Source organism: Streptomyces sp. NPDC001515 (assembly GCF_053597115.1).
This window is the reverse complement of record NZ_JBSFHN010000010.1, coordinates 108060-121982: the sequence shown is the minus strand read 5'-3', so window position 1 is coordinate 121982 and position 13923 is coordinate 108060. Positions and strand designations below refer to the sequence as shown.

11 protein-coding genes are annotated in these 13923 nt (G+C 72.0%); 9 read left to right on the top strand and 2 right to left on the bottom strand.

Features of this window, described 5'->3' with window-relative positions; translation table 11 throughout:
* Positions 1-143: 143 nt before the first annotated feature.
* The 6 genes from ACWCXC_RS13480 to ACWCXC_RS13455 all read left to right on the top strand — a co-directional run bounded on the left by ACWCXC_RS13480 (position 144) and on the right by ACWCXC_RS13455 (position 5988).
* On the top strand, positions 144-662 hold the full coding sequence (locus ACWCXC_RS13480) for a DUF1453 domain-containing protein (RefSeq protein ID WP_450888738.1): 519 nt from the start codon (positions 144-146) through the stop codon (positions 660-662).
* On the top strand, positions 659-1822 hold the full coding sequence (locus ACWCXC_RS13475; RefSeq protein ID WP_450888736.1) for a sensor histidine kinase: 1164 nt from the start codon (positions 659-661) through the stop codon (positions 1820-1822). Before ACWCXC_RS13480 ends, ACWCXC_RS13475 begins: the two co-directional genes overlap by 4 nt.
* A complete protein-coding gene (locus ACWCXC_RS13470) occupies positions 1819-2496 on the top strand; it encodes a response regulator (protein WP_450681959.1) in 678 nt (225 codons plus the stop codon). Before ACWCXC_RS13475 ends, ACWCXC_RS13470 begins: the two co-directional genes overlap by 4 nt.
* 98 nt (positions 2497-2594) lie before the next feature.
* A complete protein-coding gene (locus ACWCXC_RS13465; RefSeq protein ID WP_450681960.1) occupies positions 2595-3071 on the top strand; it encodes a DUF485 domain-containing protein in 477 nt (158 codons plus the stop codon).
* Positions 3068-4660, top strand: a complete 1593-nt coding sequence (locus tag ACWCXC_RS13460) for a solute symporter family protein (protein WP_450681961.1) — start codon at positions 3068-3070, stop codon at positions 4658-4660. The genes ACWCXC_RS13465 and ACWCXC_RS13460 overlap by 4 nt, the downstream gene beginning before the upstream one ends.
* Before the next feature lie 308 nt (positions 4661-4968).
* Positions 4969-5988: a LacI family DNA-binding transcriptional regulator gene (locus tag ACWCXC_RS13455; RefSeq protein ID WP_450888733.1), complete on the top strand. Its 1020-nt coding sequence runs from the start codon at positions 4969-4971 to the stop codon at positions 5986-5988.
* Positions 5989-6017: 29 nt separating this feature from the next.
* Here the strand turns inward: ACWCXC_RS13455 and ACWCXC_RS13450 are convergent, their stop codons facing one another.
* A complete protein-coding gene (locus ACWCXC_RS13450; protein ID WP_450888731.1) occupies positions 6018-7358 on the bottom strand; it encodes a citrate/2-methylcitrate synthase in 1341 nt (446 codons plus the stop codon).
* A gap of 151 nt (positions 7359-7509) precedes the next feature.
* Between ACWCXC_RS13450 and ACWCXC_RS13445 the strand changes: the two genes are divergently transcribed.
* Together ACWCXC_RS13445 and ACWCXC_RS13440 are read left to right on the top strand one after the other, a co-directional pair.
* The gene (locus tag ACWCXC_RS13445) at positions 7510-8670 is read left to right on the top strand and encodes a citrate synthase/methylcitrate synthase (RefSeq protein WP_450681964.1); all 1161 of its coding nucleotides are present in this window, start codon (positions 7510-7512) and stop codon (positions 8668-8670) included.
* A gap of 24 nt (positions 8671-8694) precedes the next feature.
* Positions 8695-9792 (top strand): CobW family GTP-binding protein, encoded by a 1098-nt coding sequence (locus tag ACWCXC_RS13440; protein ID WP_450888729.1) that lies wholly within the window; start codon positions 8695-8697, stop codon positions 9790-9792.
* Between the two features lie 25 nt (positions 9793-9817).
* Here ACWCXC_RS13440 and ACWCXC_RS13435 read toward each other — a convergent pair whose 3' ends face one another.
* The gene (locus ACWCXC_RS13435; protein WP_450888727.1) at positions 9818-12268 is read right to left on the bottom strand and encodes a DNA gyrase/topoisomerase IV subunit A; all 2451 of its coding nucleotides are present in this window, start codon (positions 12266-12268) and stop codon (positions 9818-9820) included.
* A 267-nt stretch (positions 12269-12535) separates the two neighbouring features.
* Between ACWCXC_RS13435 and ACWCXC_RS13430 the strand changes: the two genes are divergently transcribed.
* Entirely contained in the window at positions 12536-13897 is a 1362-nt protein-coding gene (locus tag ACWCXC_RS13430; protein ID WP_450681967.1) for a M16 family metallopeptidase, read from the top strand.
* The last annotated feature ends 26 nt before the right edge of the window (positions 13898-13923 follow it).

Genomic DNA, 13923 nt, shown 5'->3' with positions numbered 1-13923 from the left:
CCGGACCGGGCCCAGGAGCCGTTGTCTCCACCCACGGGTGGAGACAACGGCTCCACCCGTGATCCACCCCCGGGCCGATCACGCGGCCGGTGACTTTCCGTAGCGTCGAAGGCACAGAACTTCCTCGCAATCCGGAGGCGCCCATGTCCGGGCTCGTCAACGCCGTGGTGCTCGTCGCGGTCGTGGCCGTCGTCGCGGTCCGCCAGTTCTCCGCCGGGCCGGTCACCTGCGACCGGCGCCGATGGATCCTGCCGGGCCTGCTGCTCGTGATGGCACTGCGCGAGCCGGGTCCCCTCGACGCGCACCACGAGGCATCGGCCGCGGTCGTCCTCGGCGCGGAGTTGTTCGTGGGCGCGGTCACGGGCGCCGGCTGGGCGCGCACCACGCGCGTCTGGCGGGCCCGGGACGGAACGCTGTGGAGCAGGGGCACCAGAGCGACCGTCTATGTCTGCGCCGGCGGCCTGGGCCTCCGTGCGGCTCTCTACGGGCTCGCGGCGGCCCTGGGCGTTCATCAGGGCAGTCCCGCCCTGATGATGGCTCTCGCTGTCACCCTGCTGGTGCGTGAGGGCCTTCTGGCCCGACGGGCCGCCCTCGCGGAGCCGTACGGTGTCCCCGCCGGGGGCGCTTCGCCCAGGCAGCCGGTGGGGAGGGACCTCCTGTGACATCAGCTGCCTGGACGGTCTGGCCGTCGAGAGAGGCACTCGCCCGCGAGACGCGCACCCGATCCCGGGCCGTGATCGGCTGGGTGGTGCGGCTGGGGCTGCTCGTCCTGATGCTCTGGGGGACCTTCACGGGCGGCCGGTTCGGGCCGGTCGAGATCCTGGTCGGCCTGATCGGGGTGGCCGGGTGCGCGACCGTCGCCGTGGCGTTCTTCCGGAGCAGCCTGGAGCACCGGCTCTGGCCCTCGCTCGGCCTGCTTGCCCTCCTCATGCTCGCGGCGCTCGGGGCGCAACAGGCCGGGGCGGGGGTGCCCGCGGCCGTGCTCTGGTGCGGCTGCGCGGTCACCGCGCTGGAGCGGCTGCCGTTCTCGGCGGGGCTGCCCGCCACCGCGGTGGCGCTGGGGGCCTACGCCGTGATCAACACCGACGACTGGGTGTCCACCGCGGCGACCGCGGTCGGGCTCTGCCTCGCGGGCTATGTGCTGCGCCTGGACGCCGAGGCGCGCGGGGCCGCGCAGCGGCTCCTGGCCCAGGAGCGGGCGGCCCGTGCGGCGGAGGCCCGGAACGCCGCGCTGGACGAGCGGTCGAGGATCGCCCGGGAGATCCATGATGTGCTCGCGCACAGCCTCTCCGCGCAGCTCGTGCACCTGGAGGCGGCACGGCTGCTGATCGAGAGGGAACCGGCGGGGGAGTTCCGCGACCAGGTCCTGGCCCGGGTCGTCGCGGCCCGCTCCATGGCCCGGGAAGGGCTCGCGGAGACCCGCCAGGCGCTCTCCGCGCTGCGCGGGGAGGTGTCGCCCGTGGAGGACTTCCTGAGGCAACTGGTGGCCGCGGAGCCGGCCGAGGTCAGGGTCGAGGGGGAACCGCGCACGCTGACCGCCGAGGCATCGCAGACGGTCAGACGCGTGGCGCAGGAGGCGATGACCAACGTCCGCAAGCACGCCCCCGGCTCCAGGGTCGTGATCAGACTGGAGTACCGGTCCGACGCGGTCGCCCTGGAGGTCAGCGACGAGGGCGGGGGAGGAGCGGAGGGGGAGCTGGCTGTCAGCGGCTCCGGCTACGGTCTGCTGGGGATGCGTGAGCGTGCCGAACTGCTGGGCGGGACGCTGGACGCGGGACCCGGCGAGGAGGGGTTCGTGGTGAGTCTGCGGGTGCCCGCGTGAACGCGCGGGTGGTGGTCGCCGACGACCAGGCGGTGGTCCGTGAGGGCATTGTCATGCTGCTGGGCCTGCTGCCCGGGATCGAGGTGGTCGCATCGGCGAAGGACGGGGACGAGGCGGTGGCCCTCGTCGCCGAGCACGCGCCGGACGTGGTGCTGATGGACCTGCGGATGCCCCGTTGCGACGGGGTGGAGGCGACGAGACGGATCCGCGCGGAGTTCCCCGGTACGCAGGTGGTGGTGCTCACGACGTTCGCGGACGACGACTCGCTCTTCCCCGCGCTCAGGGCCGGGGCTCGCGGCTATCTGACCAAGGACGCCGGGGGAGAAGAGATCGTCCGGGCCATCCAGGCGGTGGTCTCGGGCGAGGCGGGGCTCTCGCCCGCCATCCAGCGCCGGCTGCTGGAGCAGGTCACCGCGGAGCCCCGCCCCGCCGGGAGCGGCGGCGAGCCGGAGCCGCCGGACGGGATGACACCGCGCGAGGCCGAGGTGCTGGCGCTGATCGCCGAGGGCATGTCCAACGCGGAGATCGCCCGCAGCCTCCACATCTCGCAGGCGACCGTGAAGAGCCACATCAACAATCTGTTCGCCAAGGCGGGGCTGCGGGACCGGGCCCAGGCCGTGCGGTACGCGTATGTTCGAGGGCTCGCACGGCTACCCGGAAGATCCTTCACCTGAAGAGGTGAAGTCCGGGGAATGGCGCGCCCGAGTTCTTCCCGATCCGCCCATTCTTGGGTACGCGGCCGAAGTGGTCCGTGGATCAGGGGAGTTGTTCGGTGGAGAAGGAAGCAGGGCGCGAGGCGGCGGGGACGCGCCTCGACGACCCGTGGGACGACGCGACGGCCTCCGGATGGGGGGAGACGGAGGGAGCGGGAGGCGCCGCGCCCGGCCGGGTGCCCGGCCCCGCCGCCCCGGGGCGCGGCCCCAGCGCGGCGGAGATCTATCTGGAGGTGCAGCGCAGCGAGGCGTTCCAGGAGGTGCGCCGCCGGTACCGGCGGTTCGTGGTCCCCGCCACCCTCGCCTTCCTCGTCTGGTACCTCGCCTACGTCGTCACGGCGGTGACCACGCCCGGGCTGATGGACCGACAGGTCGTCGGGGCGGTCAATGTGGCGATGGTCGTCGGGCTCGGACAGTTCCTGACCACGTTCCTGCTCACCGGGGCATACGCGCGGCACGCACGGCTGCGCAGGGACCGGGCGGCGCTCGATCTGCGCTGGGACACCCAGGAGATGACGCGGGGGATCGGGCGTTGAGCGGGAACCACCAGACACTGGCGCTGCTGCTGTTCAGCGCATTCATCGCGGTGACCCTCGGCATCACCACCTGGGTGAGCCGCAACCGGCACGGTTCGGCGGAGGAGTTCTATGCGGGGGGCCGGTTGTTCTCCCCGATGGAGAACGGTTTCGCCATCGCGGGCGACTACATGTCGGCCGCCTCGTTCCTCGGGATCTCCGGGCTGATCGCGCTGTTCGGCTACGACGGGATGCTCTACTCGGTGGGTTTCCTCGTCGCCTGGCTGGTCGTTCTGCTGCTCGTGGCCGAACTCGTGCGCAACTGCGGCCGGTTCACGCTGGCCGACGTCGTGGCGGCGCGGATGGCCGAGCGCCCGGTGCGGATCGCCGCGGGCACCTCGTCGGTCACCGTGTCCGTGCTCTACCTGGTGGCGCAGATGGTCGGCGCGGGGAGCCTGGTCGCCCTGCTTCTGGGCGGTGCCAGCGGCGCCGCGCGGTCCTGGACGGTCATCGGCGTGGGGGCCCTGATGGTGGTCTACGTGTCCCTCGGCGGGATGCGTGCCACCACATGGATCCAGATCGTCAAGGCCGTCCTGCTGATGGCGGGGACCGTGGTGCTCACGGTGCTGGTCCTCGTGCGCTTCCACGGCAACATCAACGAGTTGCTGAACTCGGCGGCCGACAGCAGCGGATACGGGAAGGACTTCCTCGCGCCCGGTCTGCGCTACGGCGGGAGCTGGACGGCCCGCTTCGACTTCATCAGCCTCGGGCTGGCCCTGGTGCTCGGTACGGCGGGGCTGCCGCACATCCTGTCGCGCTTCTACACCGTTCCCACGGCGCGGGCCGCGCGCCGTTCGGTCGTGTGGTCCATCGGCCTCATCGGCAGCTTCTACCTGATGACGATCGTGCTCGGCTTCGGGGCCGCGGCCCTGGTCGGCACGGCGGACGTCCGGGAGTCCAACGCCGCGGGCAACACGGCCGTCCCGCTGCTCGCCATGGTGCTCGGCGGCGGCGAGGGCTCGACCGGCGGGACGATCCTGTTCGCCGTGGTCGCGGCCGTGGCGTTCGCGACGATCCTCGCCGTCGTCGCCGGGATCACCCTCGCTTCCTCCGCCTCCGTCGCCCACGATCTCTACGCCTCGCTGAGGCGGCCCGGCTCCCGGCAGTACAGCGAGGTCGCTGTCGCCCGGGTCGCCGCGGCGGGCATCGGGGTGGCCGCCATCGCTCTGGGGCTCGTCGCCCAGAATCTGAACGTCGCGTTCCTGGTCGGTCTCGCCTTCGCCGTCGCGGCCTCGGCCAATCTGCCGGTGCTGCTCTTCTCGCTGTTCTGGCGGAAGTTCACCACCCGGGGCGCGGTCTGGTCGGTGTACGGCGGCCTGATCCCGGCCGTGGCGCTGGTGCTGGTCTCGCCGGTCGTCTCCGGCAGCCCCACCGCGCTCTTCCCCGGTGTGGACTTCCAGCTCTTCCCGTTGGAGAACCCCGGTCTGGTCTCCATCCCGCTGGGCTTCCTGGCCGGCTGGATCGGCACCCTCACCTCGGACGAACCGCCCAACGAGGCCAAGCACGCGGAGACCGAGGTGCGGGCGCTCACCGGCGCCGGTGCGGTGTGACCGTGGTCGGGGAGCCTCGGATGCAAGGCCGTCGTGCGGGGTGCGATCGAGGGGTGCCGCAAGGAGGGCGGTGGCGAGTACGGTGACCGCACGGGGTGACGGACTTTCGGGGTGACGGCCCCGAGGACGCGTTCACCGGTCCGGGCGGTGCGGCACCGAGACGGGCAGGGACAGGCGTACGGCGTGGGACGGCGGAGCGCGGGGCGTGCGGCGCGGTACGGCGGACCGCGCCTCGTATACGTTCCGAAAATCGTCTTGTTTCCTCCTTCACGCAATCTTCTTGCGCTTCTTGCGCTAATCTTGCATACATGACGCGACGACTTGCTCAGGTTGCCCAGAAGGTTGGAGTCAGCGAGGCCACGGTCAGCCGGGTGCTCAACGGCAAGCCAGGGGTGTCCGACGCCACGCGACAGGCCGTGCTGTCCGCGCTGGACGTCCTCGGCTACGAGCGCCCGACCCAGCTGCGCGGGGAGCGGGCCCGGCTGGTCGGCCTCGTCCTGCCCGAGCTGCAGAACCCGATCTTCCCGGCCTTCGCCGAAGTGGTCGGCGGCGCGCTCGCGCAGCAGGGGCTGACCCCCGTTCTGTGCACCCAGACCAAGGGCGGGGTCTCCGAGGCGGACTACGTCGAACTGCTCCTTCAGCAGCAGGTGTCGGGTGTGGTCTTCGCTGGTGGCCTGTACGCCCAGGCCGACGCGCCGCACGACCACTACAAGGTGCTCGCCGACCGCAAGATCCCCGTCGTCCTGATCAACGCGGCCATCGCGCACCTGGGCTTCCCCTGCGTCTCCTGCGACGACTCGGTTGCCATCGAGCAGGCCTGGCGCCATCTCGTCTCGCTGGGCCACGAGCGCATCGGCCTCGTGCTCGGCCCCTCCGACCACATGCCCTCGCAGCGCAAGCTGGCCGCCGCCCGGGCGCTCGCCGAGGAGGCCGGACGCTCGGTGCCGGACGCCTGGGTGGCCAGGGCCATGTTCTCCCTGGAGGGCGGTCAGGCCGCCGCCGCCCGGCTGCTGGACGACGGCGTCACCGGAATCATCTGCGCCAGTGATCCGCTGGCCCTCGGTGCCGTGCGCGCGGCCCGCCGCCGGGGACTCTCGGTGCCCGCCGACGTCTCCGTGGTGGGGTACGACGACTCGGCGTTCATGAACTGCACCGAGCCGCCGCTCACCACCGTCCGCCAGCCCATCGAGGCGATGGGGCGGGCCGCCGTCGAGCTGCTCTCCGTACAGATCGGGGGCCGCAAGGTGCCCTCCGACGAGCTGCTCTTCGAGCCCGAGCTGGTGGTCCGGGGCTCCACGGCCCAGCCCCCGCGCAACGCTTCCCACTGATCGTCGGATATTTGCGCCTCGGGAGCCGTCTATTGCGGAGGTGTTTCCGTTCGGTCCGGACCTGAGGTCTCGGGGCCGTCCGCGGAGGGAAGCGGCTGGGGCGGCCGGGGGCCGGTGTACTGCCCGCTCGGCCGCATCCGCAGCGGATGCTCCCCGTACTCCTCCAGGGCGTGGGCGATCCAGCCCGCCGTGCGGGCCACCGCGAACACCGTCTCGCCCGCCTCGGCGGCCATCCCCGAGGAGACCGAGAGTACGGCCAGCGCGAGGTCGACATTGGCGTGCAGGGGCATGTGGCGGGCCGCCGTGGCGACCACGTCCCGGGCGGCGTCCAGGGCGGGCCCGGCCGCCGGAACCCGTTCGAGCAGGCGGAACAGGGTGCCGGCCCGGGGGTCCTCGCCGGTGTAGAGCCGGTGCCCCAGGCCGGGCACCCGCCGCCCCGTCCGCAGATGGTCCGCCACCACCGGGGCCGCCCCGCCCCGCTCCAGCGCCTCGGCCAGCATGCGGTGCGCCAGCCCGCTCGCCGCGCCGTGGAGGGGGCCTTCCAGGACGCCGAGCCCCGCCGAGACCACCGCGTACGGATGGGCGCGGGCCGAGGCCGCGACCCGGGCCGCCAGCGTGGACGCCGCCAGATCGTGGTCGATCAGCAGCCCGAGCGCGGTGTCCAGTACGGCGAGTGACGCCTCGTCGGCCGGACGGCGGGTCAGTTTCGGCCACAGTTCCCGGGCCAGTCCCGGTGGAACGTCCCCCTCGGCGCCCGCCTCGGGCTCCTCCCCGATCGCCGGCAGCGCGGCGACCAGCGTCGGGATCAGGCTCCTGGCCCCGCCCAGCACCGCTTCGCGCGACAGGTCGAACCGCAGCGGATCCGTGGTGGCCGCCGCCACCACGGCCACCCTCAGCCGGTCCGTGGAGCCGCTGTGCGGGGGCAGCGCGGCGACCGCCCGGCGGGCCGCGGCGCGGGCGTCGGCCGGTGCCGTGAACCGGACGCCCGGCCGCAGCGCTCCGGTCCACAACCACTCGGCGATCTCCTCGTACGCGTGGTTCCGGGCCAGTTCGGTCGCGTCCACGCCCCGGTAGTAGTACGCGTCGCGCTCGATGAGGGTGATGCCGGTGGGGAAGGCCGGCTCCCCGGACGGTGCCGCGTGCTCCCGGCGCCCCGTCCGGCGGGCGAGCGCCTCCACCTCCCTCGCGTCGAACGTGCTCCCGCGCCCGCCCGGCGCGCGGCTGCTGCTGAGCTGGCCCCGGCTCACGTACGCGTACACCGTCTCGGGCTTCACGCCCAGGCGCTCGGCCGTCTCCCGCGTGGTGAGCCGGCGTGGACCGGGCCCGTCCTCCCCGGCCGTCGAAGGCGCCGCTCCTGATTGATCCGTCATGCCGCCCACCGTATTCATATTGATTCAATCAACATTGACAGATCTCCAGTCAAGCATGGACAGTCGCATCAATGTCAACAGGCGTCGCACGGTCTGTTCGCCGGGCTGTCCCCGGCCGGTCCGCACGGCGACGGCACCCCTGGAGGAAGCAATGACGACCACCACCGCCCCCGCGCCGCTCGAAGCCCCCAGGGGCCTCGCCGGCGTCGTCGTCACGGACACCGCGCTCGGCGATGTCCGGGGCCGCGAGGGCTTCTACCACTACCGCCAGTACTCGGCGATCGACCTCGCGCAGAACCGGAGCTTCGAGGACGTCTGGTACCTGATGACGGAGGGAGAACTGCCCGGACCCGAGGCCCGCACCGCCTTCGCCGCCCGTACCGCCGCGCTGCGCCGACTGCCCGCAGAGGTGCGCGACGCCCTGCCGGCCATAGCGCGGGCGAGCGCCGCGTCCGGCCCGCTCTCCGGGTTGCGTACGGCCCTCTCCCTGCTCGGAGCGTCGGCCGGCTTCCGGCCCGTGTACGACATCGGCGCGGACCGCCGACGCGACGACGCGCTCGCCGCCTGCGCGGCCGTCCCCACGGTGCTGACCGCCCTGTACCGCCTGGGCCGGGGACTGGATCCGGTGGAGCCGCGCGACGATCTGCCCTACGCGGCCAACTACCTCTACATGCTCACCGGAGAGGTCCCGGACGCCGCTCGGGTGCGGGCCGTCGAGCAGTACCTGATCTCCACCGTCGACCACGGCTTCAACGCCTCGACGTTCACCGCACGCGTCGTCGCCTCCACCGGGGCCGATGTCGCCGCCTGCCTGGTCGCGGCCGTCGGCGCGCTCTCCGGGCCGCTGCACGGCGGAGCGCCCAGCCGCGCCCTCGACACCCTGGACGCGATCGGCACCCCCGACCGCATCGACGGCTGGATCCGGGAACGGGTCCTCGCCGGCGACCGGATCATGGGGTTCGGGCACCCGGTCTACCGCACCGAGGACCCCCGCTCGCGCATGCTGCGCTCCCTCGCCCAGGAGTTCGGCGGCCCGCTGGTGGACTTCGCCGTCGAGGTGGAACGGCAGGTCGAGGCGATCCTCGCCGAGCTGAAGCCCGGCCGCGAACTGCACACCAACGTCGAGTTCTACGCGGGCGTCGTCATGGAGCTGTGCGGGCTGCCGCGCGAGATGTTCACCCCGACCTTCTGCGCGGCGCGAGTCGTCGGCTGGAGCGCCAATATCCTGGAGCAGGCGGAGGACACCAAGATCATCCGCCCGGCGGCCCGCTACGTCGGCCCGCCCCCGCCGCAGCCGGTCCCCGCCGTCTGAACCTCAGGAAAGGCCCCGTCGAACGTGTCGTCCCCCTCCCGCAGCCGGCAGATCCCCGTCATCGTCCTCGCGGGATTCCTGGGATCGGGCAAGACGACCCTGCTCAACCACCTCCTTCGCCACCGCGCGGGAAACCGCATCGGCGTCGTCGTCAACGATTTCGGGACCATCGAGATCGACGCCATGACGGTGTCCGGGCAGGTCGGTTCGACCGTCTCGCTCGGCGGTGGCTGCCTGTGCTGCGCGGTCGACGCGAGTGAACTGGACACCTACCTGGAGACCCTGACCCGCCCCGCCGCCCGCCTCGATGTGATCGTCATCGAGGCGAGCGGACTGGCCGAACCCCAGGAACTCGTCCGGATGATCCTGGCCAGCGACAACCCGAACATCCTGTACGGCGGACTGGTCGAGGTGGTCGACGCGGCCGAGTTCTCGGCCACCCGGGAGCGGCACCCGGAGATCGACCGCCATCTCGCCGTCGCCGACCTCGTCGTGCTGAACAAGACGGACCGCGCCGACGAGGCCGAACAGGCCCGGGTGCGCGCGGCCGTCGCGGCGAGCGGGAGCACCGCCGCCGTCGTCCCCGCCGTTCACGGCCGGATCGACCCGGAACTCCTCTTCGACCCGGCGCTGCGTCCCGACGGCGACGAGAAGGCCCGGCAGCTCACGTTCGAGGACCTGTATCGGGAGGAGCGGGCCGAGGAGACCGGCGCATCGCACGGTGAGCATCTGCACACGGCGTACGAGAGCGTCGACTTCACCGCCGACGTGCCCCTGGACCCGCGTGCGCTGATGGGGTTCCTGGACTCCCGGCCCGAGGGTCTCTACCGCATCAAGGGACATGTCGACTTCGGGGACGGCGACCGGGACCACGCCTACGGGATGCACGCCGTCGGCCGGTTCCTGCGCTTCGTCCCCCGCCCCTGGGCCCGCGACGAACCCCGCCTCACCCGTCTCGTGCTGATCGGCTCCGGCATCGACGCGCCCGCCCTGCGCAAGGAACTGGAGAACTGCCGGGTCGCGGGGGAGACCGACCCGGAAACGACGCGGGACGCCGCACACGAGCGGGCCATGTGGGGCGTCCTGCGGTACGTGCAACAGCCCGGCGACGACGACGCGTAGCGCGCCACCGCCGCCGGGCCGGGGTCTACACGGGGCCGGCGACCACCGCGACCGGGGCCGCCAGCGGCGTACCCGACCCGTCGCGGCGCGGGTCCGGCTCGGGCAGCTCGGACGGGGCGCCGTTCTTCTGCGCGGCGCGCGCCGGCGTGGCACCCGCCCAGGCGAACACCAGCACGTCCTCGCCCTTCAGGAACCGCTGGCAGCGCACCCCACCGGTCGCCCGGCCCTTGCGCGGGTACTGGTCGAACGGGGTGAGCTTGCAGGTCAGCAACGAATCGTCCAGCGTGCCGTGCGAACCGGCGACCGTGAACACCATCGCGTCCGCCGCCGGGTCCACCGCGGAGAAGGACAGCACCTCGGCGCCGGCCGCGAGCTTGATGCCCGCCATCCCGCCGGCCGGCCGGCCCTGCGGGCGGACCTGCGCCGCCGGATACCGCAGCAGCTGCGCGTCCGAGGTGATGAAGACCAGGTCCTCCTCGCCCGAGCGCAGCTCGGCCGCGCCGACGATGCGGTCGCCGTCCTTGAGGGCGATGACCTCCAGCTCGTCCTTGTTGGCCGGGTAATCGGGCACCACGCGCTTCACGACGCCCTGGAGCGTGCCGATCGCCAGCCCCGGGGACGACTCGTCGAGCGTGGTGAGGCAGACGACCTCCTCGTCCGCCTCCAGCGTCAGGAACTCCGAGACCATCGCCCCGCCGGACAGGACGGGCGCCGCGTGCGTGTCGGGCAGCTGCGGCAGGTCGATGACCGCGAGCCGCAGCAGCCGCCCGGTGGTGGTCACCACGCCGATGTCCCCGCGCGCCGTGGCCGGGACGGCCGACACGATCACATCGTGCTTGGCCCGCTTGGCGTCCTCGGCGAACACGATCGGGTCGTCGTTGGCCGTCCGCGCCAGCAGTCCCGTCGAGGACAGCAGCACCCGGCAGGGGTCGTCCGCGACCTCCAGCGGCACCGAGGCGACCGGCGCGCCGGCCGACTCCAGCAGCACCGTGCGCCGGTCGGTGCCGAACTTCTTCGCGACCGCCGCCAGTTCCGAGGAGACGAGCTTGCGCAGCTCGCCGTCCGACTCCAGGATCGCGGTCAGCTCCTCGATCTCGGTGTTGAGCCGGTCCCGCTCGCTCTCCAGCTCGATCCGGTCGAACCGGGTCAGCCGGCGCAGCGGGGTGTCCAGGATGTACTGGGTCTGGATCTCGCTCAGCGAGAAGCGCTCGATGAGCCGCTCCTTCGCCTGCGCCGAGTTGTCACTGGAACGGATGAGGCGGATGACCTCGTCGATGTCGAGCAGCGCGACGAGCAGGCCCTCGACCAGGTGCAGCCGGTCGCGACGCTTGCCCCGGCGGAACTCGCTGCGCCGGCGCACCACGTCGAAGCGGTGGTCGAGATAGACCTCGAGGAGTTCCTTGAGGCCGAGGGTGAGCGGCTGCCCGTCGACCAGTGCCACATTGTTGATGCCGAAGGACTCCTCCATCGGCGTCAGCTTGTAGAGCTGTTCGAGGACGGCCTCGGGCACGAAGCCGTTCTTGATCTCGATGACCAGGCGCAGCCCGTGCGCGCGGTCGGTGAGGTCCTTGACGTCGGCGATGCCCTGGAGCTTCTTCGCCGAGACCAGGTCCTTGATCTTGCCGATCACCTTCTCCGGACCGACGGTGAAGGGCAGTTCGGTGACGACCAGGCCCTTGCGGCGCGGGGTGACGTTTTCCACGGAGGCGGTGGCTCGGATCTTGAACGTGCCGCGGCCCGAGGCGTACGCGTCCTTGATGCCGCCCAGGCCCACGATCCGGCCGCCGGTGGGCAGATCGGGTCCGGGGACGAACCGCATCAGGGTCTCCAGATCGGCGCCCGGGTGCCTGATCAGGTGCCGGGCGGCCGCGATGACCTCGCCCAGGTTGTGCGGCGGCATATTGGTCGCCATGCCGACCGCGATCCCGGTCGTGCCGTTGACCAGCAGATTCGGATACGCGGCCGGGAGGACGACCGGCTCCTGCTCCTGCCCGTCGTAGTTCGACTGGAAGGCGACGGTCTCCTCGTCGATCGACTCCGTCATCAACGACGTCGCGTCGGCCATCCGGCATTCCGTGTACCGCATGGCGGCGGGCGGGTCGTCGTTGCCCAGCGAGCCGAAGTTGCCGTGGCCGTCGACCAGCGGGAGCCGCATGGAGAAGGGCTGCGCCATGCGCACCAGCGCGTCGTAGATCGACGCGTCGCCGTGCGGGTGCAGCTTGCCCATGACCTCGCCGACGACCCGGGCGCACTTCACGAAGCCGCGGTCGGGGCGCAGGCCCATCTCGTTCATCTGGTACACGATGCGGCGGTGGACCGGCTTCATGCCGTCGCGGGCGTCCGGCAGGGCCCGGGAGTAGATCACGGAGTACGCGTACTCCAGGAAGGAGCCCTGCATTTCGTCGACGACGTCGATGTCGAGGATCTTCTCCTCGAAGTCGTCCGGCGGCGGGGTCTTCGTGCTGCGGCGGGCCATCGCTGCTGCGACTCCTTCACGGATTCTGATCGGGCAACCTCAGGGTCCCTCGGGTTTCCTCAGGTTCTGACGCGCACCATTGTGGACCGCCCCACTGACAACGCGGACCTCGACCCGTCCCAAAGCACGTTCTCCGTCCGCCCCGAGACGGTGATGACCCTCTTTCCCGCGAACTTTCGCGGTACGGGAACTTCGCCAGGTGTCGGTGCGCTTGCTTACAGTGGCAGGTCTCGCAGTAAAACCAGTATCGCGATCGAAGGGACGTACATGCCCATGGGTCACACGGCCACAGCCCAGGCCGGCTCCGGCGGCTTGACAGCGACCGAGCACCGTCTGGCCAACGGCCTGCGCGTGGTGCTCTCCGAGGACCATCTGACCCCGGTCGCCGCGGTGTGCCTCTGGTACGACGTCGGCTCGCGCCACGAGGTCGAGGGACGCACCGGACTGGCTCACCTCTTCGAGCACCTGATGTTCCAGGGCTCCGGACAGGTGAAGGGGAACGGACACTTCGAACTGGTGCAGGGCGCCGGCGGCTCCCTCAACGGGACCACCAGCTTCGAGCGCACCAACTACTTCGAGACGATGCCGGCGCACCAGCTGGAGCTGGCCCTGTGGCTCGAAGCCGACCGGATGGGCTCGCTGCTCGCCGCGCTCGACGAGGAGTCCATGGAGAACCAGCGCGACGTCGTCAAGAACGAGCGCCGCCAGCGCTACGACAACGTCCCGTACGGCACAGCGTTCGAGCGGCTGACCGCCCTCGCCTACCCGGAGGGCCACCCGTACCACCACACCCCGATCGGTTCGATGGCCGACCTCGACGCCGCGACGCTGGAGGACGCCCGGACGTTCTTCCGTACGTACTACGCGCCGAACAACGCGGTGCTCTCGGTCGTCGGCGACATCGACCCCGAGCAGACCCTCGCCTGGATCGAGAAGTACTTCGGCTCGATCCCCTCGCACGACGGCAAGCGGCCGCCGCGCGACGGCGCGCTGCCCGAGACCATCGGCGGTGAGCTGCGGGAGGAGGTCCGCGAGGAGGTTCCGGCGCGGGCCCTGATGGCCGCCTACCGGCTGCCCCACGACGGCACCCGGGAGTGCGACGCCGCGGACCTCGCGCTGACCGTGCTCGGCGGCGGCGAGTCCTCCCGGCTGCACAACCGCCTGGTCCGCCGCGACCGGACGGCCGTGGCCGCCGGATTCGGGCTGCTGCGCCTCGCGGGCGCGCCCTCGCTCGGCTGGCTGGACGTCAAGACGTCCGGCGGCGTCGAGGTGGCGCGGATCGAGGCCGCGGTCGACGAGGAGCTGGCCCGGTTCGCCGAGGAGGGCCCCACCCCCGAGGAAATGGAACGCGCCCAGGCCCAGTTGGAGCGCGAGTGGCTGGACCGCCTCGGCACCGTCGCGGGCCGCGCGGACGAACTGTGCCGGTACGCGGTGCTGTTCGGCGACCCCCAGCTCGCCCTGACCGCCGTGCACCGGGTCCTCGACGTCACCGCCGACGAGGTCAAGGCCGCCGCCAGGGCCCAGCTGCGGCCCGACAACCGGGCGGTCCTGGTCTACGAGCCGGTGGAGCCGGCCGACGAGGCGGACGCCGACACCGACACCGACGCGCACGAGGGGGCGGACCAGTGACCGACGCTGCCGCGACTGGAGTTTCG